The sequence below is a fragment of the Sulfurovum sp. TSL1 genome, assembly GCF_019972135.1.
GTDB lineage: Bacteria > Campylobacterota > Campylobacteria > Campylobacterales > Sulfurovaceae > Sulfurovum.
In genome coordinates this window covers 71,671-93,603 of the sequence record NZ_BPFI01000004.1, presented here as the reverse complement: position 1 = coordinate 93,603, position 21,933 = coordinate 71,671, and the positions used below count along the sequence as shown (strand labels likewise).

Here is a 21,933-nt window from a genome sequence, read left to right as displayed (position 1 = left end):
TATTATAAAAAGTCAATAATTATAGCAAAATAGTTTTAATAAGTGTAAACTCTTAGTGGTTTTTATCCATATACCATTCAATAGGTTTTGGTTCTCCTAAATAATATCCTTGAGCATATTGAATACCCAGGTCTTTGATGATGTTGTAGATATATTCATCTGCAACAAATTCGGCAACCAGATCATATTGAAAAGATTCAGCTAATCCCCGAATGGAGCTAATGACAGTTTTAGCATGATCGGGTCTATGTTCTAATTCTTTGATAATACTTCCATCAATTTTTAAAATATCTATATTCAACTTTATCAAATAACTATAACTTGCATATCCACTTCCAAAATCATCCAGTGCTATTTTCGAACCAAATGCCTTTAACTGTTGTAAATGAAACATAACTTTTCCATGATCTTTCACCTCATGATCTTCCAAAATTTCGAAAGTCAACCTATTTGCTATAGTTCTATGTTCATATAAATTATGTGTAATAAGGTTCATCATATCTGCATTGTCTAAATCATCTAGATCTACATTCACACTTATTTCCACATCCTCATATCTCTTCAAGGTTTGAAATACGTCTCGGAAAACCAACTTACTCATTTTGATATATTGACTTGTCCCTTTTACCAATTTCATAAAATGTAAAGGTATAATGAGCTTTTTTGGGTCCTCTTTATCAATAAGTCTCACTAAAGCTTCATATTTCTTAATTTTTTTTGTCTGTGTTTCATAGATAGGCTGGTAAAGACATATTAATCGTTCTTCTTCTAAAGCTTCTTTTATATAATCTACATTGCTATAATTTATACCACTAAGTTCTTCTTTGGATAAGATTGCCAAAGCATTTTTACCGTTACTTTTTACTTCTAAAAGTTTTTCGTCCAACAACCTTTCAATGTTTTGCACAGACGTACTTTTTTCTGGAATACTCATGGCACTCATTGAAACGGTCAAATACTGTATGTCATTACCTATAAGATATTTTTTTTCTTTTAACTTATCAAATGTTTTTTGTGCTTGTTTTTCTACTGTAGCCTCTGATTTTGGGGAGACAACCAGAAACTCTGCTCCTCCTGTACGTACAAGTATTGCACCAGGGGACAAGGTAGATAAAAGTGTTTTTGTAAACTCTGTAAGAATAATATCACCAAATTGATAACCAAATTTTTGATTGACCCTTTTAAATTCATCTATGTCTAGCAACATTACATTGTAGTCATCCAATCGATTTTTTTCAAAAAACTCTTGCAGGTATTGCTTTTTATAGACAGAGGTCAAATCATCTATAATAAGCTCTTTACGAATTTTATAATATCTATATGCCAGGAAAACCAGTAAAAACATACTGAGAAGTAAAAAAATCTGCATCATCCATACAACGGTCATCAGTGGAGAGTTAAATTTATTGAGATGTTCGCCATAAGATTTTGAAAGGTCCAAAACTAAAAGTGCTTGCGTTTCATTTTCACTCACAATAGGGTAAACCAGTGACAACCAAATCTGTTCAACCCCTTCATGCTGCTCAATAATTTGCATATTCTGCGTTGTATATACCTTGTCATACAGTTCACTTTTAGGGAAAAAAATCGTCTTATACTCTTCAGGTTCTTCTTCTGATCCATCGAGTAAAAAACGGTAATTTCCTTTTACATCTTTTTTCAGTACAAAGATATATTGATACTGTTTGGTTAAAAAGGCTTGAAGGGATTCGTTGAGATAATCTCTAAATTTAGGATTATTTGTAAGTATTGGTTCTATATTACTGTCTGTTTGTCGTAGTATAAGTTTAGCGATTTTGGATGCGTATTGTTCTGCTTTATCTATCTCTTCTTTTTTAAGTTTCTCTGTACTTTGAACTGTTGTGATCTGTAAAAATACAGCAAATATGATGAGTAGAGCCATCAAGAAAAAAATAAATTTATCAAAATACTGTTTTCTCATAATTCATCAATCATAAAATTTTGATACTCTTTAGGTAAAGTAATATTATATTGTCTCAATCTATTCTTAATGAATAACAACTGTGAGCGTCCTTTCCGCCAATAAAATGCCCCAACGATTTTCTCGGACATCTTTAAAAAATGATAATTTGTTACAAAAATAATCGGTTTTTTAGCAAAGTTTCTATTTTTAGTATACAAAATATCCTTTAACGTTCTCTCATCTGTCACTAAAGCAATATCTGATCCCTGAACTGTATTAGATAATACAATTTTTTTAGAATGGATAAATACATCTCTGTACTCTTTATCCTTTATATATACAGTGATGGGTATTTTTGAAGACAATGCAGTAAAAATACCATGATACATTTTAAGTGTACTCTCACTATCTAGCGCAAAAAGTTGCCCATAGCCAAGAATGAGAAGTAAGAGAATTTTTTTCAAAACAAATATTCCAACTCAATAGTGATACGTTGATCTATAGGAGAAATTTTCAAAGGACTTAAGATACTGCCAGTTGCAGGATCTGTCCTAAACAGATTTGTTTTTTTAGCTTTATCTAAGAGATTTTGTCCCTTTAATGTCAACGTCAGGTCTTCATTGAAATTCCAAGAAATGGAGCTTGTTAGATCAAAATAATTTGTCCAATCAAGGTTGTTTAAATGCCATACTACACCATTGTAAAAGTCAAAATTTTCATAGCTATTTGTAAAACTAAGATATCCACTTACGTCTTCAAGCTTATCTAAATCAAAAATGTCTTTATAGTCTGCATAATAAAGTTGTAAATTTACTTTATTATTTATATCAAAATTATAATCATAATTGAAAACGGTAAAGAAATATTTTGTATTTCCTTCTGCTCCTGCTATGTTATTTTCTAAAAGACCATCCTCATCCTGCATTAAAAGCAACATCAATCTTAGACGATAATTTTGATCACTATATGCAAGCTCTTGAGTCACACCTATTGTAGTCTGCAGTGCCACATCCTTAGAATTTGTATAATCTAAATAACGTGTAAGAGGTTCTAACGCAAACTGGGTACGATAAAGATATGTTTTATAACTCCAATGATCATTGGCATAAAGGTATCCTAAACGCAGTTGCAAGAGAGAGTCATCTTCTACGTCTCCATTTCGTGATATGTGATTATAAGATATGCCAAGAGTTAACAATTGTTGAGCACTTAATGCATATTGATCCTGGAAAAAAATAGTAGCGATCGTCTCTGTAGTAAAAGGAGTGACAAGCGCATCTTGTCCATCTCTTTCAAAAGAGTCAAGCTTCTTGTATCTTCCTTTTACTCCCGCTGTGATACGGTGGTCTTCTATCGTTTCTTTATACGTTAGTTCAGCTGTATAAGTACTGTTTTTGTACTCACCATCAAAAATATTTGAGCCCAAAGCATCTGTCCAAGCTAATTCCCCGTAATATTGGGTAAAAGGGGTGCCCCTATACTCATCCTCTTGCAGCATATCAGTTTTGAGCCAATCATAGGCAAGCTGTGTACGCCAATGCTCACTTAAATCAATTCCGTAATCCAAATGTAAATTCAGATAGTCAATTTGTGAGACTAAAGGTGTAGCATCCCAACTCATGCCCGCAAGACTGTCTGTATTTTTTTTCATGACCTGTAAATGAAGAATTTGATCTTCTGTTTTAACATAAGAAAAAAGTTGTGTACGTTCAAAATCTCTCTTAAGAGGGGTAGAAGTCCCATTATCTATGGTCTCTCTTTTTTCATCCGTATGAGAGAAGTTGATCATATATGAAAAATCTTCTTTTTGCTCGCCATAATTGATACTTTGAGAATTGTACCCTCTACTTCCCCCTATAAGATCCAATTTTCCACCACTGTCTCGTTTGGGATCTTTAGAATAGAGAAAAACCGTAAGATATGCAGGCTCTACACTGGTTTCAAAAGAGGGTGTCATATAATAAAACTCTATATGATCAACAAAATCTATATTCACATCCCCATAAAGCATCAAACCACTTCCCATCCATCCTTGGGTTATTTCTACGCCATCCACATAAAGACGGATAAAATTACTACGGTAAGGTTCAAATGCTCCTGAAGTCAAAGGATCAGGTAACCCATATCTATTTTCATGATAATAAACTACCGGTGTCGTCTTAAATACATCTTTCAGTGTTTTAGCATGCATTTTTTCCAGTTTTTCTCTGGTAAAAAGTACCAAATGCCCTTTATTCTCATCAATTGTTTTTTGACTTAAATCATTTTTCTGATTAAAATCATTCAGAAGCTTTTGAACATCATTTGCATGGAGGGTATTTGTGATAAGCACAAAGAGTAAGAGTTTAAAACTGGTTAAAACCATTTTCATTTATTCATCCTAAAGTTTAATTCAATCTATCTCACTCAACATGAAATAGGTACTACAACTAAAGTGAAGGAAAAAACGTATCATAGAAATACATTTATTGGTAGTTTGGCAATCTTCTATCAAAGAACCATAACTTTCCGCCCTTACCTCACGATAAGTTTAGATTTGACAATACAAAATATCTTTTTATGACCGTCCAATAATCCTTATTGTATCATTAACAAACTTTAATTCTGGGAATTCTAAATATTTAATCTCTTACAAAAAGCAACTGATTGATGTCAACTTCATTTAATAGAATGTAGATTAGAATTACCCATCTTAAATTTATTAATTTCTACAAAGAAAGAGTCTCAATGACCTCAGAACAGATCTTCAAACTTTTAACTGAAGAATACACTTTAGTACTCGCAACCGATGTACAAGATTTTCAAGCTATCAAACAAGTAAGAGCAGAAGTTTTTTCGCACAAGTACTCAATGTCACCTGAGTTTTTAGAAGAGAAGGGGTATCTTTTTAGCCATGATGATGAACAATCATTCCTCTATCTCTTACGAGATAATACTAGAAAAAAATATGTCGGTACAGTGAGGGTCTTTTTTATCAATGCAGAGACACCTGTTCAAAGCATGCCTATGCAAAAAGATGGAAATGTAGAAGGTATCGAGCACTTGAGTGAAAAGTTACCCATCTGTGAAGTTTCACGTTTAGCCTTATCTAATACTCTCCTCGAACACAAGGACTTTTCGGCGATAGAGCTGAGAACACATTTAGCTATGCTTCTTATGGTGTCAACCAGGATAAACTTTTTCCTCTATCATTATTCTACGATTTTCTCTATCATGGAACCTTCATTAGATCGTATTCTGAGAAGACAAGGCGTACGATTTCAACAGATAGGTGACCCCGTAGACTATTATGGGATCAGAACACCTTTTGCCATAGAAAGAAATGAACTTTTAAAGAATACGGAAAAAACAATGGGAAGACTTACTCGCCATTATCTCAAAGACCTCTGTAATAATCCTGAAAAGTTTTGGGAATTTATAGACAACAACCCCTATCTGGAACGTTCAAACATTCACCTCGATAAAATTTGCCGCCTCTTTCAAGCATATGGAGATGATGTCGACTTATCACTTTTACTAGAAGAAAAGAAAGCCGAACCTATAGCTTAGTTTTTCACTCTATAAATAACCGCATACATCAACGGTACATAATAGAGATTTAAGACCGTTGCCCAAGCAATACCAAAACCAAGACTTATAGCCATAGGTTGAAGGATGAGCGCCTGTCCAGAAGCAAAGAACATCAAAGAGGATAGGCCCAATACGGTGGTCACAGAAGTCAGTAAAATAGGACGAAGTCTCATCCCTGCTTTGTCCTGTATCTGGGCATAATCTTTACTCCCTTTGATGAAGTCAAGCATAATCAATCCATCATTAACCACCACACCGGCAAGTCCTATGACTCCCATCATACCCGGCATCGTCATATGTATACCCATGAGTTTTGTTCCGACCAACGCACCAAAAAGAGAAAGCGGAATCGTTGTCAGTATGATCAATGGCAAGACCAAAGAGTTGAACATCCAGACCAAAGTGATAAAGATCAGGAATAGAGCGATCATCAGTGCCTGTCCAAGCTCTTTTTTCAACTTTGCATTCTCCTTCTCTTCACCCTTAATAATGATCTTGATCCCTTCTTTTTGTATCTCATCCAAAAGTGGTTTTAACTGCTGCATGACCTCAACCGGTGTAATGACCTTCTTTTCCACCCTTGCATAGAGTGAACGTACTTTTTCACCATCCTCTTTAAATATCTTGACAAAGCTTTTTTGATAGGTAAAATCACAGATATCCCAAAGCCGTACCACTTGTTTTCCATCCGGGGTTGTCAGTTTAAAGTTTCTGATAGCGGATGCATTCTCTTTATAGACATCTTCTATCTTCACTCTGACCAAGCCCTCTTTGTTGAACATCTTTGCATACTCAGCCTTCAAAAATGCACCCTTCAGTACAGAGATCACATACCCTTCACTAAACCCCAGCTGTTGTCCGTATTCATTGACACGCAGTTTGAGTTCACGCTCGCCCTCATTGGCGTTGTCAGCGATATCTTCTACTCCGTTGATACTCTCAAGTTTTACTTCTACTCTTTTCATGGCAGCCAACATTTTGTCTCTATTGGGATGTTCAAAACCGATCTCTATATCATTACTTACGATACCCGCCTGTTGCACATAGACATTAAACTCTTCATAGAGTTTTTCCTGATGAAGCTCCTGTGCTTTAAATTTGGGAACAATACGTTCTTGTATCTCTTTGGCGATCTCTTGAGAGAGTCTCTCTCTGATCATATCACTGCCGTCATATTCCAAAGAAAATATCGGATTGATGTATCTGTCAAAAAAGTTTTCAGGTGCTTTTTCGTGCAGATTGATAAAGATCTGGAAAAGGTTCTCGCCCAACTCAAAACTTTGGTCTTTGTTGAACTTAAACCCTATCACCGAAGTGACTGAATCCATCTCGTTTTTATCCAGTATCTCCAGCAGTGCCTCTTCTATCTGTGTGACATAGACTTCCGTATCCTGCAGATCATTGTTGATGTTTACTTTTCCGTTCAGGTAGACCTGCTGTGCATCAAACTCAGGAAAAAGCTGAAACTTGGTGATCTTTACCATGCCCAAAGTGCCCAAAACGATCAGGATCAATATAATGAGAAGAGACCACTTCTTATGTTCTAACAGTTTTCCCAAAAACCCTTGATACCATTTCACCCAGCCTTTCCAAAAGCTTTCGTCATGTTTCTCTTTTTTAAAGGTACCCATCGCAAAGAACTCTTTGGAGTGCAGCGGCAGAAAGTAAAATGCCTCGAACAAAGAGGAGATGAGCAATACCGATATCATCACAGGTAAAACCTGCATGAACATTCCCATTTTACCGCTCATGATCAAGAGTGGCAAAAATGCAAAGACCGTTGTCAGTGTTGCCGTAAGTACTGCTGGGAACATCTCCAGTGCACCTTCTATAGCAGCATCGCTCGGTGTCTTTCCCATCTCCATATGCCTATAGATATTTTCCGCTACAACGATGGCTTCATCCACCAGCATACCTAGGGCAATGAGTGCGCCAAGCAGTGTCAGCATATTCAAACTGTAGCCTATCATATCCATGATGATCAGGGTAATGATAAAACTGGCCGGTATCCCGATACCCACCACCCATGCGATCCGCATGTTGACAGACAGAAAGAGTGCCATAAAGACCAGGATGAGCCCGAACAAAATATTGGAAGAGACGAGGTTCAAACGGTTCTTGACCCAGATAGAAGTATCCGTATAGGCTTCAAATCTGACATCTTCATACTTCTTATTAAAGTCGACAAGTATTTTACGTATCTCTTTACTCAGGGCAATGGCATTCCCCTCTTTACTTTTGTTGATGTTCAAAGAGATATTCTGCTTACCGTTATAGTGCGATATCTGCGTAGGGTCACCCAAGCCGTAATAGACTTTGGCCACATCCTCCAGACGGAAACTTTTTCCGCCTACGCTCAGGAGTGTTTCTCCTAATGCTTCGGCACTTTTTTCACCATTGATCGTAGAGATATAAAGATGGTCACCCTGACCGTCGAGTGTTCCCGCAGGGAAAATACTCGATATACTTGAAATGGCTGTATAGACTCCGGCTTTATCCAGTCCATACGCATCCAGCTTTTTTTGGTCCAAGGTAATGACCACTTCTTCATCCGTGTCACCGCGTATCTCGATGCTGCTAAGGTCATGGATCAGTGCCAGTTTACTTTTAAGCGCATCTGCCGCGTCGATCAGTGCTTTTTTCTCTACATCACCTGAAACTGCAACAAGCAGAAGCGGATACTCGTGTACCACGATACGTGCGATCGGTTCATCCATATCTGCAGGCAGGTCACGTCTTGTTTTTGAGATAATATCTTTCACATCCGAAAGGACCAACTGCGTATCACTGCCGGGTTTAATATCAGCATTGATACTGAAACTGCCATTTTGTATACTGGTGTAAAGGGTATCTATCTCAGGAAGACTTTTAAGTTCATCTTCTATACTGGTGACAACCATTTTGTCCAACACGTCCGCACTTGTACCGACATATCCGCCTTGAACCGATATCTGATCAAGGGTAGAAGGAGGAAAGATCTCTTTGGCAATGTTCTGATAGGCAAAAACAGAGAGCAGCAACATGAAAACCATCAAAATATGGTTGATAATAGGTTTATCTACTGCGAAACGAATAAAACTACGTATCATAGTGTGTTAATCTCATTGCTAATTGTCCTGTATGACAAAGATGGTATCTGTGACCCTGTTCTTGAACTTCAATGCCTCTACACTCTGTTCAAGCATCACATTTTCTGCCTTCAGTACGGAAACTTCACGTACCATTTTGTTCACAACCTTACTTTCATAGTAGATCTGATTGCTCAAGTAGATCTTAATACTTGTCAAGATCAGTACAATGGCTATGGACATCAATATGACCATGGCCATACCGAAAGTAATACCGTTAGGCTTCAGTTTTTTCTTTTTACTTACCATCATTACTGTCTTTTTTAAATCTGAAACTTCTCAGTTTTGCAGACCGGCTTCGAGGATTCACTTTGAGTTCCGCTTTGCTTGCGGTTACAGGCTTGGAAGAGAATGCTTTACCCAGAGCGTGGTTTTTACCGCAGGTACAGCGCATTGCCTGAGGATCACAGATACACTGTTGTGCCCATTTTTTAAAACGGTTCTTCACCAGACGGTCTTCCAAGGAGTGAAAAGAGATGAGAGAGACCACTTCCCCTTTCACATGCTTTTGTTCCAAAGCATCCAGTAATCCCTCTATTTCACCCAGTTCATTGTTGACCTCTATACGGATCGCCTGGAACATCAAAGTTGCAGGGTGTATCTTTCCTCCCGCAGGGATAACCGTTTTCGCGATCTCACTCAACTCTTTAGCGGAATTGATAGGCGCTTGTGCCCTTGCCTCTACCACAGCAGATGCCAATTTTTTAAATGAACGGATCTCGCCATATGCATCAAAGATATATTCGAGTTTTTCTTTAGGGTAGGTGTTCACCACTTCATACGCTGAGAGCGGGGAGGATGCATCCATTCGCATATCCAGTGTTTCCGAGGTAAAAGAAAAACCTCTCTCCTCTTTGTCCAGCTGTAAAGAGGAGACACCGAAATCAGCCAACACTGCGACTATCGGATTTTCTTGCAATGTAGGGAACACGGTTGCAAACGTACCCTTGTAAAGTGTACTGCGACCTTCATAGGGTGCCAGGCGTTTTTTGGAAAAAGCCAAAGCCTCATCATCTCTGTCTATGCCTATATGTTTCAAATGTTGATATCTGGCCAGTATTTCAGAACTATGCCCTGCATAACCAAGCGTACAGTCAACAAAATAGCCTTCTTCGACATCCTTGAAACTTTCCAATACTTCATCTAAAAGTACAGGTATATGAGGTGTTTCCATATGTTTCCTTCAATGCATCATAGTTTGATTGGCTGACTTTGTCTTAGCTGCGTCGGACCGGAAAATCTTCTATCCAGCCTTACCTGTACGAACCCATTATACGCACCTGGTTGATTCAGAGGGTTCAACTATTTTAATGATATAATACCGAAATATTCCTAACTAAAGGTTATCCAAATGGTAGATAAGCATCTCATTGAAGACATTAAACATGTTTCACTCTCTCTGTTTAACAAAAACTTCTTTGGTGTCTATCATGGCTCCATCTCCGCAAGAGTAAGCAGCAGTGGATTTATCATCAACTCTAAAGATACGATCTTAGATGAGCTCACCGAAGATTCACTGGTCAAACTTGATTGTCAAAAGAGAGACTATCGTTGGAGTATGGCAAATCCTGATGTCCATATACACGAACATATCTATAAAACCATTCCCAATGCAAAATATGTCTGTTATACGATGCCCCCTTATGCGACAGCCTACTCACTCAAGCATGGCAAAGTCTCTCCGCAAGACTACTTTGGACAAAAAGTCCTGGGTGAGATCATCGTCTATGACCCAAAGAACATAGATGACTGGATGGAGCGTGCACCCTACGAGATCCCAAAATTTTTCCAAAAACATGACACGCACCTACTTCTTATCAAAGGTTTTGGTCTGATCTCCTACGACAGGGATATCACGGAGATGGCAAAGAAGATTTCTATTTTGGAAAACTCTTGCAGATTGTTGGCTTTATCAGCCATTCTGTAAAGCATCCTCCTTATTCTTGTTGTTCATAAAGTACATATTTTCAGCTCTCATAGAGAGTAGATACAAACAACTACCGTTCATGTGTCAACACTTCTGTAAAGCATTCTTTTGTTATACTCCTTCAAATACAATCTAACATAGGATACCTGATATGAATCAGACACAGAAAAGATTAAGCATCATTAACCATGCAATTTCCATCACTGATGTAGAGACCATACAGCTTCAGATCTTAAAGTTGGGGCTCCTTAAAACAGATCTGAAAATCCAGGAGATCATTACATCCATTCAGGCAGAGAACTATGCAAAGGCTCAAGGTCTTATTAACCAATATATTGAAACACCCACAGAAGATATACTGCAAAGAACCTCACAGCAAGCACAAGCTGCTATGGCAGCAGAAGAGCAAGCTATCATAGATGAGTTCGATCTTTTTGTCACATCACATAGAAATGAGAAACCTCAAGAGATCGATATGAATGATTTTCTTCTTGATGAATTTCCTGAAGAGACAAAAGTAGAAACAAAAGTGGAACAAAAACAAGTGGAGCATAGTGCTTTTGATGCCCTTCTCAATATTGACGTGGACCATGTACTGACTGACAACATTACATTGGATGTTACACAGACTTCCACAGATACTTTCTTTGAATCTCCAAAAAAGGCAGATCATACAGATAAAGATACCTTTTTTGATAACCAAGAGAGTGAAAAAAATGAACCGGTCATAGAAGAGTCTATGCCCCAAGAGACTGAGACATTCATACAAAAAGAACTGCCCTCCAAAGATGAACTCCTCAAGGAGCTCAAACCTGCTATAAAGAGAGAAGAAGAAACACGTTCACAGCAATATAAAGCGATTCCTTACATTGCTCAGAAACTGAACAGTATGAAAAAGCAGTATCCGATGAAAGAAAGAACCTATGAAAAGTTTGATTCTGTTGAAAACCTCTTAAGAAAGATCTCTCAGGAGGGGTATACGGAAGAGGAGATAGAAGAAACGCTCACATCTGTCAAACACTTAAATGAAGAGGGTAAAGAGAGTGAAGCCGCTCAACTCCTGCTTATCTGTGCTGCTTCAGAATCAAAGTTTGCCAAGTTTATGTTGGCCCGAGAGCTCTTTAAGGGTGTTATACTCACAAAAAACATCCCTGAAGCCTTTGCACATATGCATAGTTTAGCCCTTGAAGATTACCCTGAAGCACTCTGTGACATAGCACAGTTTTATGAACACGGTATAGAGACGAACCAGGACAAAAAAAAGGCTGAACAGTTCTACAAAGAAGCCATGGAGTTTGGTATTAAACGTGCCGAAAAGCATTATCACCGTTTACAAAAAGAAAACCGCCGTTTCTTTAAAAAGTAAATTTATTTCGCTACTTTTTTTACCCCTGCATAGGCCACCTCTATCATTTTGTCTATCTCTTCATAAGAGATGACATACGGAGGCATAAAATAGATGATATGTCCCAGTGGTCTGAGTAAGACCCCCTGTGTTAAAGCATATTCGTAGATCTTTACACCTATACGTTCAGTGGTTTCGTACCCCTTTAACTCTATGGCGGTGACCATACCCTGCTGCCGTATCTCTTTTACATTGGATAAAACAGAAAACTTTTCCAACGCTTCTTTAATATACCTGCTTTTTTTCTCATTCTCTCCTATGATATCATTCTGTTCAAATATCTCCAAAGTAGCCAATGCAGCAGCACATGCCAAAGGGTTCCCTGTGTAACTGTGCGAATGCAAAAAAGCTTTGTATTCATTATAGTCACAATAAAAAGCCTCATAGACATCAACGGTCGTCATGACCACAGAGAGCGCCAGATACCCTCCTGTCAAAGCTTTAGAGAGGGTCATGAAATCAGGCGATATCTCTGCATGATCACAGGCAAACATCTTTCCCGTACGTCCAAATCCTGTCATGATCTCATCTGTGATGAGATGCACACCGTACTGTTGTGTCAATGCTCTTGCCCCTGAAAGATAGGCAGGATGGTACATATGCATCCCTCCTGCACCCTGAATGAGAGGCTCAATGATAAAGGCTGCTATCTCATCCCCCTTCTCTTTTAAGACTTCTTCCAACGCCTGCAATGCTTCTTGGGCAGCTTCTACACTTTGGTCTTTGGGTACAGGTACTTGCATATTGGCAATGAGCAGAGGCGCATAGGTATCTTTATAGAGTTCGACATCCCCTACACTCAATGCACCGATTGTCTCTCCATGATACGAATTTGTCAATGAAAGGAAAAGTGCCTTACGCTTTCCCTTGTTGAGATGGTAATGGTAACTCATTTTTAATGCTGCTTCCACTGCAGAAGAACCATTGTCTACATAAAAAACTTTGTCCAGACCGTGAGGCGTTATATTGACCAGTTTATGTGCAAGTTCTATAGCCGGTTCATGTGTGAAGCCTGCCAGGAGTACATGTTCCAATGTGTCAAGCTGTGCTTTGATCTTCGTGTTGATCGTTTCATTGGCATGTCCGAAAATATTGACCCACCAGGAGCTGACCGCATCGATATAGGCATTACCTTCAAAATCATAAAGATAGACACCTTTCCCGGATTTAATGGGGACCAATGGCAAAGTTTCATGATCCTTCATTTGTGTACACGGATGCCATATCACTTCCAGGTCTCGCTGCATCATTTTTGCATTTTGATCAGTCATATTCTTTTCAAACTCCCATTCATTAGCGATAAGCTTATTTTAGATAGAATATTGTACAAATTTTTCGATTGAAGGTAGATGAAGTATGATTAGTTGGATGCAAAAACACAATAAATACCTGGTATGGACGATCTGGGTAGCAACCGTCGCATTTATTGGTGCCGGTTTTGTAGGTTGGGGAAGTTACAATTTTGGTTCAAAAGCAGGGAGTGTTGCCAAAGTCGGTGACATAGAGATCAAACAAACAAAACTCAACATGGTATACAGCAATCTATACAACCAATACAATCAGGCAATGCAAGGACAACTGGATGAGAAAACCGCCCAAGAGATGGGACTGGTCAAACAGGCCTTTGCCAGATTGGCAACACAGGCGAAGATCTTGAACTTTGCAAAAGACATGGGTATCATTGTTTCAGATGCTGAAGTCGCACAGAAATTACAAGAGATCAGAGCGTTCCAGAAAGATGGTGTTTTCGTGAAAGAGATCTATGAGGGTTACCTGAAAAGTCAGAAACTCAGGGCCAATGCCTTTGAAGAGACACTGAGAGAAGAGCTTATCCTGGAAAAGACATTTTCACTGCTTGCGGTAGATACTCTGCCACTTGAAGAAGAAGCTATCTCTGCAGCGATGAATGTCAGTGACAAGCTGGCATACAAAGTATTGACAAACGATGATCTCAACTTCGTCACCGATGAAGCAAAAGTGAAAGCCTACTGGGAAATGCAAAAAGAGAACTTTTTGACCCCGCAAATGTATGAACTCTCTATTTTGTGGACACAAAGCAAAGATACGCCTGTCACGGATGATGAACTCAAAGCACACTATGACGCAAATAGCTTCAACTATACAGACGGAACAGGGAAACAACTTCCTTTCGAAGAAGCCAAAGTACTGGTCACCAAAGATCTCAAAATCAAGAAAACAAAAAAAACAGCACAGAAAGCATATATCGCATTTAAAAAAGGTAGCCTTGACAACAGTGAGAAGATCTCGCTTCCAATGGGTGATGATCAGCTTACAGAGGAAGTATGGAGTGCCTTGAAGGAAAAATCTGTAGGCGATATCCTTAAACCTAAAGTTGTTGGAGACGCCTATGCCACGGTAAAAATAGAGAATATTGTCCTACCCAAGGTCAAAACCTACGAAGAGGCTAAAAAGGAAGTGACTGTACTGTATGAAAACCAGGCTAAAAAAGAAGCCCTTTTAGCCTTGGCAGAGACCACACTTGAACACTTTGATCAAAACGATGCGATCATCTCGGATTTTGTCAAATTGGAAGATAATGTCAACCTGAATCCACTAAATACACAAGAAAGTTTACAATTTTTACAAAAACTCTTTACATCATCAAAAGAAAAAGGTATCATAAGCGTATTCGATAAGGTTATAGTTTATAATATCTTAGAACAAAAACTGCTGCCTATGGATGACAATCAGACAGCGCTTGTAAAAGAAACGGCAAATAAACTGAAACAAAGTACATTTGAATCGAATCTGATTAAGATGTTAGATAAACAATATCCTACAGAAGTCTATATGGGAGGGCTGACAAATTGAGCGACACAATTTTAGCTATTGATATCGGTTCCACTAAAATATGTGCTATCATCGCTGAAATACAAGACTCCGAGGTCACCATTCAAGGACATGGCATCTCTAAATCCCAAGGGGTGAAGAAAGGTGCGATCACCAATATAGAACTTGCTTCTAAATCCATCAAAAAAGCCATCAACGATGCAAAACGTATTGCAGGGAGTAACATTACTTCTGCAACGGTTTCTATCTCCAATGCCTATGCCAAAAGTCTGAACTCTACGGGTATTGTCAACATCCCTCATAAAGACATCTCCATCAAAGAGATCAATCGTGTAATGCAGACAGCACTCTACAATGCCAATGTGCCGACTGAGTATGACGTCATCCATGTCTTGCCTTACAATTTCAGAGTGGATGATCAAGACTTCATAGAAGATCCGTTCGGTATGAATGCCAGTCGTATGGAAGTAGATGTCAACATCATCATGACACAAAAATCAAACCTTTCCAATCTTAAAAAAGCCGTGCGTTCTGCCGGTGTTGAGATAGACGGTATTGTCTTGAGCGGTTATGCTTCTGCTATTGCTACGATGGATGAAGATGAAAAAGAGCTTGGTGTTGCAGTGATCGACCTGGGCGGTCAAACAAGTAATCTCGTCATACATACGGGGAACTCCATCCGATACAATGATTTCCTGGGTGTAGGGTCAAACCATATCACCAATGACCTTTCCATGGCACTGCATACGCCTCTGCAGATAGCAGAAAATGTCAAAATACGTCATGGAAGTCTCATAGAGAGTTCCAATGAAGTTATAGAACTCCCGATCATTGGTGATGAAGAGAGCCGTAATGGTGTCTCCCTGGAAGTGGTCCATTCTGTGATTTTCTCACGTGTAGAAGAGGCACTCATGATCTTGTCCAAGTCATTGGAAAAATCTGCATTGAAAGAGCAAATAGGTGCCGGTATTATCTTGACCGGAGGTATGACAAAACTTAAAGGTATGAGAGAGCTGGCACAGGCCATCTTCACAGGTATGCCTGTAAGAGTGGGCTACCCGGATAATGTCAATGGTCTTTTTGAGGAGCTCAAAGATCCGGCATTTTCAACCGTTGTGGGTTTACTGCTCTATCAAGCAGGAGGACATACACAATATGAGATCAATTTCCAGCAAGAGTTACTCCATTCAAAGGCGATGTTCGAAGATAACCTCAATGACATCAGGATAGGTCATTCACCGAATACCGAAGAGGCACAGACAACCCGAGCTCATAAAGACGAGAAAGAACATAAACTAAAAGATCAGGAAGAGTCAGACATCTCATTTGACGATCTTCCCGATCTAGGTCGTGAAAATAAAAATCCATTAAAAAAACTGGCGAGTTGGGCAAGACAGCTTTTTTAAAAAATTAAATAAAGGGGGAAAACATGGAAGAGTTTGAAATAGATATCGTTGAAACGAAATGTCACACAAATGGGGCAAAGATTAAAGCTATCGGCGTCGGTGGCGGCGGTGGTAACATGATCAATCACATGATCAGCGAAGGGATCAACACGATCGATCTCATCGTGGCCAATACGGATGCACAAGCACTGGAGAGTTCTTTGGCACCATACAAAATGCAATTGGGCATCAATGCTACAAGAGGACTGGGGGCAGGTATGCTTCCGGAGAAAGGTAGAGAAGCTGCACTTGAAAGCTTTGAAGATATCAAAAAGATGCTTGAAGGTTCTGATATCGTCTTTATCTCTGCAGGTCTTGGTGGCGGTACAGGGACAGGTGCTGCACCGATCATTGCGCAGGCGGCAAAAGAAGTGGGTGCACTGACTGTTTCTATCGTAACAAGTCCTTTCAAATTTGAAGGTAGAAAAAGAACAAAACTTGCGAAAGAAGGCTTAGAAGAACTCAAAAGAGAGAGTGATTCTATCATTGTCGTACCGAATGAAAAACTTCTTTCTATCGTTGAGAAAAACCTTGGTATCAAAGAGAGCTTTAGAATGGTAGATGATATTCTTGCTCAGGCCGTAGGTGGTATCTCTAAAGTGATTCTTTCTCATGGGGAAAATGATATCAACCTTGACTTTGCCGATGTGAAAACAGTGATGAGTCACAGAGGACTTGCGCTTATGGGTGCTGGATATGCGTCAGGTAAGAATGCAGCCTATGATGCGGCAAAAGCGGCGATCGAATCTCCTCTTCTTGACAACATCTCTATCGATGGTGCGATGGGTGTACTTGTACACTTTGACATCCATCCTGATTATCCTATTATGGAGATCGGTGAAGCTATGAGTATTGTTGAAGAGAGTGCTGATGAAGATGCATCTGTCATCTTTGGTACAACAACCAATGTGAACATGGCTGTTGACGAAGTGAAGATCACTATCGTTGCTACCGGATTTGAAGATAAAAACGCTGTGCCTGAGCCGACAGTCACAAAACAAAAGACACTGTTAAGTGCAAATACTTGTGACATCAATACAGTAAGAAGTAAAATGGTTGTAGGTGGATACAATGGTGAAAATGAAGATATCTTGGATGTACCTACATTTCTTAGAAAACAGATGGACTAATTCACTGGTCTAAATACCCTTTTATGATTTAAAACAGAGAACCTCTTCCTTCTCTGTTTTACCTTTCCTTACACTTTTTTTCTCCCTTCTATTAATCATATTTTGCTATGATTCTCCAAAACATAATTATGGATACACAATGAAACAGTTAAGAAAACTTTCAACCATGGCAACAGCAACCGGTCTTGGTGCACTTTTGGCTACTGGTGTCACAGGTTGTTTCAGCAATAACCAGCAACAGCAACAAGAAAAAAAAGCGCAAAATGCCTTTGTCATTATAGAAGAGACTGCTCCGGGCAGATACCAGATCAAAGATGAGTTTCCAGCAGAAGAGACACGTATCGTACTGAGACAAATGGATGGGACAGAACGTATATTGACCCAGCCTGAAATGGATGCCCTGGTTGCCCAGGAGGCAGCCAAGATCGACAATGGAACGTCCAACCTGACCAAAGCACAAGATCCTCAAATGTCACAACAGGGAGGCATGGGTCTAGGAGAAATACTTCTCTCCAGTATGGCGGGAGCGGTCATCGGTTCCTGGATCGGCTCAAAGCTTTTTGGCAACCAAAACTACCAGAACAACAGACAAGCAGGATACAAATCTCCCTCAACCTATACAAGAAGTCAAAAAAGTTTTGAAGCAGCTAAAAAAAGCAGTGCCAAAAGAAGCGGATTTTTTGGAAGTAAAAGTACTTCAAGCCGTACCGGCGGTTTTTTTGGTGGCTAAAAGATGTTAAGTTTACATAAAACCACTCCTCTGGACACTGATTATTTGGAATCACTCGGTTTTGTCTGGCATACAGACCATGATGAAACAAGTTATATCTCTGATGAACTGGTCGTCATCTCTGAGGAAGAGGCTGAAGCCTATTATGAAGCGACCAATACACTGTATGACATGTTTGTTGAAGCAGCAGAGCATGTGATACAAAACAATCTCTTTCATGAGATAGGCATACCTTTTAATCTTGTAGAAGTGATCCAAGCGTCATGGGAAAATGATGTGCATTGGCATTTGTACGGACGTTTTGATCTAGCCGGCGGTGTGGATGGGAAACCCATCAAACTTTTGGAATTCAATGCAGATACTCCCACTGCACTGTTTGAAACTGCTATCGTACAGTGGGCTATGCTGAAGAAAAACAGTCTTGAAGAAGCAAGCCAGTTCAATGCACTTTACGAAGCCCTTGTAGACAATTTTAAACGTCTTGTAACCCTGGAAGAAGATGTCTCAACCTTTGAAGAACGTTATGACGGGTGGAACTTTCTCTTTACCTCTGTCAAAGGAAATTCCGAAGAGGAAAACACCGTTCGTCTTCTACAGCACATTGCCACAGAAGCCGGTTTTAACACAGAGTTTGCCTACATCGATGAGATAGAGTTCTCTCCGGAAGAGGGTATTTTTTATCAGGATAAGCACTATGAACTCTGGTTTAAACTCATCCCATGGGAAGACATAGCACTCGAAGAGTCAGATCTGGCGATGCTTTTGACCAATATCATCAAAAACCAAAAGGCCATCATCTTTAACCCTGCCTATACACTGCTCTTCCAAAGTAAGGGGCTGCTCAAGATCCTATGGGATCTCTACCCTGACCACCCTCTTCTGCTTGAAAGTTCTTTTGAACCTTTACATGGGAAAAAGCAGGTCCAAAAACCCGTCTTTGGCAGAGAAGGCGGAAGTGTCAGTATCTTGGATGAAAATGGAGAAAATATCGTAAGTCTGGAAGGAGACTACGGGAATCACAAGATGGTCTACCAGGCCTATACAGAACTGCCGTCAGATGCGCAGAGCCGATCTTACCAGGCAGGTGTATTCTATGCCTATGAAGCCTGTGGACTTGGCTTTAGAAAGGGCGGGAAAATACTCGATAATATGTCTAAATTCGTAGGGCATATTGTTCAATGATAAGTGTCTATACACTTCACACCTCTCAACATAACCCATCCTTTTTTAAAACCTTGTAACGTTCTGTTTTACAAGGTTTTGCAAGTGCTATATATCGTTACTTAAATGTCATCAGTGCATAGCCTTTATTTTGTAGACCGATAGTATCTATAAAACTATTTTTAGATATTTGGATAAAAGGCAGCACCTCTTTCTCGTCAATCGCATTTGCATTCAACGACATGGCACAGACGATGATTTTCACCTTTCTCTTTTGAGCCAATCGTGTAATGATTTCCTGTGCCATTTTTATATACGGCATCTCCTCATCAGGCACGATTTCATCATACACATTTGAGACCATAGGAACACATCCTCCATGTAGCGTAATGGCAAAATCTGCCTTATCCCCATCTTTTTCGATCATATTCATGGTTCTTTCTATTAAATTCATGCGTGACATCACAAAGCGGGCATTGTCTGAACTGCAGTCGAAAACTGACTTGTACTCTTGTGCCTGCATAAAACTCACTAAACCAACGATTATCAATAGATATCTTTTCATTATTACTCTACTCCTATTCTTTTTCATTTAAATCAGCGGGGTTACTCTTACACTGTAGCTAGTAGCAACCATATCATTGTCAAGAAAATAATCCTCACTACGATGTACTTAACGTTTTATTATAGGCAGAGTGTGCTTATATAGAATTTAAAAACGTTAAGTTAAAGTTAACGTTTTTCCTATATACTGTTATCATCACTAATCAAGGAGAAAACATATGAAAAAAATAACCGGAGTTGTAGCACTTTCGCTGCTTATAGCGATGTGTCTACCGACAAGTACCATGGCAGGAGTAAAAAAAGGACAACGCATATATAAGAAGCATTTCTACAAAAAGTGTAAGTTTTCAGGGGTCATGTTTTCCAGACACCATCTACAGGCAGAGTGGGAAGAGATCTATGAAAGTGGAAAATTACCGGAGGAAGCAAAAAATATTTGTCCCAACCTTGCAATAGAAACGATCAAAAAAGAATGGTGGAAAGAGATCTATGCCTATTCAGTGAAATATGCAAAAGACGGTGTACCGCCTAATGGATGCAACGATTAGAAATGAATCACTGAGGAGTTAGGTATGGAACTTTGGAAAATCATTATATTCTGCCTCGTAGTCCTGACTATTGTTGTAGGCGGGTATGTCTTTATGTTCTTTCACATTATGAGAAGAGATCCAAAAGAATTGGAATACAGGAAACACATCGGTCAAGATAACAGACTGATACCACCTAGAGATAAAAAATAAGATCCTTTTTCATAAAAGATGCCTAGCGATCTACTGCATCCTTCTTAATATAAAAGCAGGCGTATTTTTGTTCGGTATCCTTTGGCGTGATATGATCAAAGTTTTCAGCATTCACCAAAGATAAGCCTTGAGGGAGTTCTTCTGCTATTTTTTCACTGTCATACTGTGCCGTGTTCAACCCGGCACATGCAGTTTCACCTCCGGTAGCAAAGGTGTTGATGATAGCCATACCCTCAGGAAGTAAAGTATCATTCAAAACATCAAAGTATTTGATCCGGTCCTGTTTATGAAGCAGAAAATGGAACATAGCCCTATCATGCCATACTTTACATTTTTGTGTCGGTTTGAAATTGACGATATCAGAACATATATACGTGGGAATATCTGCATCATCTTTCAGGCGATCTTTGACGATCTCCAAAGATGTATTTGCTGCATCAAGCAGATAGATGTTCCGATATCCTTTTTCGATCAAATGATCGACCAGCAAAGATGCACCGCAGCCTACATCAATGATACTGTCATCTTTTTGTGCAAATGCTTCGATCTGTGCAAGAGATTTACTGGGATGCACTTGATGCCATAGCACTCTGGTGTAATCCTTTGTTTTAAAAACCGTATCCCAGTGGTGTTGCCGCAATTGATCAGAGGCAACTTTTTTAGCTCTGAAAGTGGCTCCCTGTGTTGTATCAGCCGTTTTATAATGTGTCAATCCAGGAGACTCAATCTCTCCAAAGCCAGTATTATGCATCAACTCCATCAGTGCTTCTTTACGGAGTGTGCCTGCCACACAGTTCGCCCAATCTTCCTGCTCTGTAGAACAGCCCTCTGACATTTGTGCCAAACAGCATGTCTCTGTTGGCTCTGAAATATCGATCATGTCTGCGAACATCAATCTGCCTTCAGGTTTTAATATCCTGTAGATTTCTGCGAAGACACTCTCTTTGCATCCTGTGAGATTGATGGCTCCGTTAGAGATAACGACATCAACGCTCTCATCTTCAAGACCTGTGTTGTCAAAACTCCCTTCTATGACACGGATATTGGATAGACCGGCCAGTTTGGCATGATAACGGGCCTTATCGGCCATCTCCGGCGTAATATCGACACCGATGGCTTGACCTTTGTTGCCCACCTTCAACGCACTCACAAGCAGATCGACACCCGCTCCGCATCCCAGATCGACAACAGATTCCCCTTCATGGATTTCACCCAGCAAAAAAGGATTACCTACAGCAGCACAGTAGTCCCATATTTCTGAAGGTAGCCTCTCTATCCACGCTTCGGTATACTGATGGGCTTTGGCATTTTCAAGCCCTTTGTCCCAGCCAAAATTTTTCTCAGGATCTTTTGCCAATGCTGCATAAAGCTCTATAATATGTCTGTGACTATCCATGG

19 protein-coding genes and 1 riboswitch are annotated in these 21,933 nt (G+C 39.5%); of the genes, 10 read left to right on the top strand and 9 right to left on the bottom strand.

From position 1 onward, the window contains the following. Positions 1-52 precede the first annotated feature (52 nt). From LDM98_RS11580 to LDM98_RS11570, 3 genes are read right to left on the bottom strand one after another with little or no spacing between them, the layout of a single operon-like run. Positions 53-1,942, bottom strand: a complete 1,890-nt coding sequence (locus LDM98_RS11580; RefSeq protein ID WP_223899572.1) for an EAL domain-containing protein — start codon at positions 1,940-1,942, stop codon at positions 53-55. Beyond that, positions 1,939-2,388: a hypothetical protein gene (locus tag LDM98_RS11575; protein WP_223899571.1), complete on the bottom strand. Its 450-nt coding sequence runs from the start codon at positions 2,386-2,388 to the stop codon at positions 1,939-1,941. Before LDM98_RS11575 ends, LDM98_RS11580 begins: the two co-directional genes overlap by 4 nt. Continuing rightward, entirely contained in the window at positions 2,385-4,295 is a 1,911-nt protein-coding gene (locus tag LDM98_RS11570) for a hypothetical protein (RefSeq protein WP_223899570.1), read from the bottom strand. Before LDM98_RS11570 ends, LDM98_RS11575 begins: the two co-directional genes overlap by 4 nt. Before the next feature lie 96 nt (positions 4,296-4,391). Then, positions 4,392-4,469: riboswitch (cyclic di-GMP riboswitch) on the bottom strand. Between the two features lie 182 nt (positions 4,470-4,651). Between LDM98_RS11570 and LDM98_RS11565 the strand changes: the two genes are divergently transcribed. Beyond that, positions 4,652-5,473 (top strand): acyl-homoserine-lactone synthase, encoded by an 822-nt coding sequence (locus LDM98_RS11565; protein WP_223899569.1) that lies wholly within the window; start codon positions 4,652-4,654, stop codon positions 5,471-5,473. Here the strand turns inward: LDM98_RS11565 and LDM98_RS11560 are convergent. The 3 genes from LDM98_RS11560 to rsmH are packed head-to-tail and all read right to left on the bottom strand — an operon-like array spanning position 5,470 to position 9,796. Beyond that, the gene (locus LDM98_RS11560) at positions 5,470-8,583 is read right to left on the bottom strand and encodes an efflux RND transporter permease subunit (protein WP_223899568.1); all 3,114 of its coding nucleotides are present in this window, start codon (positions 8,581-8,583) and stop codon (positions 5,470-5,472) included. The two genes, LDM98_RS11565 and LDM98_RS11560, sit on opposite strands and share 4 nt — an antisense overlap. 18 nt (positions 8,584-8,601) lie before the next feature. After that, positions 8,602-8,874 carry a hypothetical protein gene (locus LDM98_RS11555; RefSeq protein WP_223899567.1) on the bottom strand — a complete coding sequence of 91 codons (273 nt, stop codon included), beginning with the start codon at positions 8,872-8,874 and terminating at the stop codon, positions 8,602-8,604. After that, positions 8,861-9,796, bottom strand: a complete 936-nt coding sequence (rsmH, locus tag LDM98_RS11550; RefSeq protein WP_223899566.1) for a 16S rRNA (cytosine(1402)-N(4))-methyltransferase RsmH — start codon at positions 9,794-9,796, stop codon at positions 8,861-8,863. Before rsmH ends, LDM98_RS11555 begins: the two co-directional genes overlap by 14 nt. A 177-nt stretch (positions 9,797-9,973) precedes the next feature. Here rsmH and LDM98_RS11545 point away from each other — a divergent pair, with 177 nt between their 5' ends. After that, positions 9,974-10,549: a class II aldolase and adducin N-terminal domain-containing protein gene (locus LDM98_RS11545; protein ID WP_223899565.1), complete on the top strand. Its 576-nt coding sequence runs from the start codon at positions 9,974-9,976 to the stop codon at positions 10,547-10,549. A gap of 151 nt (positions 10,550-10,700) precedes the next feature. Further along, positions 10,701-11,915: a tetratricopeptide repeat protein gene (locus LDM98_RS11540; RefSeq protein WP_223899564.1), complete on the top strand. Its 1,215-nt coding sequence runs from the start codon at positions 10,701-10,703 to the stop codon at positions 11,913-11,915. A 2-nt stretch (positions 11,916-11,917) separates the two neighbouring features. Here LDM98_RS11540 and LDM98_RS11535 read toward each other — a convergent pair whose 3' ends face one another. After that, positions 11,918-13,225: an adenosylmethionine--8-amino-7-oxononanoate transaminase gene (locus LDM98_RS11535; protein ID WP_223899563.1), complete on the bottom strand. Its 1,308-nt coding sequence runs from the start codon at positions 13,223-13,225 to the stop codon at positions 11,918-11,920. A gap of 85 nt (positions 13,226-13,310) precedes the next feature. Between LDM98_RS11535 and LDM98_RS11530 the strand changes: the two genes are divergently transcribed. From LDM98_RS11530 to LDM98_RS11510, 5 genes are all read left to right on the top strand, one after another. Further along, complete coding sequence (locus LDM98_RS11530; RefSeq protein WP_223899562.1) at positions 13,311-14,786, top strand: peptidylprolyl isomerase; 1,476 nt, start codon at positions 13,311-13,313, stop codon at positions 14,784-14,786. After that, positions 14,783-16,171, top strand: coding sequence for a cell division protein FtsA (gene ftsA / locus LDM98_RS11525; RefSeq protein ID WP_223899561.1), 1,389 nt, complete (start codon positions 14,783-14,785; stop codon positions 16,169-16,171). The genes LDM98_RS11530 and ftsA overlap by 4 nt, the downstream gene beginning before the upstream one ends. A 23-nt stretch (positions 16,172-16,194) precedes the next feature. Beyond that, a complete protein-coding gene (gene ftsZ / locus LDM98_RS11520) occupies positions 16,195-17,340 on the top strand; it encodes a cell division protein FtsZ (RefSeq protein ID WP_223899560.1) in 1,146 nt (381 codons plus the stop codon). A gap of 139 nt (positions 17,341-17,479) precedes the next feature. Beyond that, complete coding sequence (locus tag LDM98_RS11515) at positions 17,480-18,070, top strand: UPF0323 family lipoprotein (RefSeq protein ID WP_223899559.1); 591 nt, start codon at positions 17,480-17,482, stop codon at positions 18,068-18,070. Between the two features lie 3 nt (positions 18,071-18,073). Beyond that, the gene (locus tag LDM98_RS11510) at positions 18,074-19,252 is read left to right on the top strand and encodes a glutathionylspermidine synthase family protein (RefSeq protein ID WP_223899558.1); all 1,179 of its coding nucleotides are present in this window, start codon (positions 18,074-18,076) and stop codon (positions 19,250-19,252) included. 97 nt (positions 19,253-19,349) lie between these two features. On the opposite strand, the gene LDM98_RS11505 is transcribed toward LDM98_RS11510, so the two are convergent. Further along, the gene (locus tag LDM98_RS11505; RefSeq protein WP_223899557.1) at positions 19,350-19,796 is read right to left on the bottom strand and encodes a DsrE family protein; all 447 of its coding nucleotides are present in this window, start codon (positions 19,794-19,796) and stop codon (positions 19,350-19,352) included. Positions 19,797-20,013: 217 nt separating this feature from the next. Here LDM98_RS11505 and LDM98_RS11500 point away from each other — a divergent pair, with 217 nt between their 5' ends. Together LDM98_RS11500 and LDM98_RS11495 are read left to right on the top strand one after the other, a co-directional pair. Further along, on the top strand, positions 20,014-20,343 hold the full coding sequence (locus tag LDM98_RS11500) for a hypothetical protein (protein ID WP_223899556.1): 330 nt from the start codon (positions 20,014-20,016) through the stop codon (positions 20,341-20,343). Between the two features lie 24 nt (positions 20,344-20,367). Further along, positions 20,368-20,535 carry a hypothetical protein gene (locus tag LDM98_RS11495; protein ID WP_223899555.1) on the top strand — a complete coding sequence of 56 codons (168 nt, stop codon included), beginning with the start codon at positions 20,368-20,370 and terminating at the stop codon, positions 20,533-20,535. A 22-nt stretch (positions 20,536-20,557) separates the two neighbouring features. Here LDM98_RS11495 and LDM98_RS11490 read toward each other — a convergent pair whose 3' ends face one another. After that, positions 20,558-21,931, bottom strand: coding sequence for a methyltransferase domain-containing protein (locus LDM98_RS11490; RefSeq protein ID WP_223899554.1), 1,374 nt, complete (start codon positions 21,929-21,931; stop codon positions 20,558-20,560). Positions 21,932-21,933: the final 2 nt, after the last annotated feature.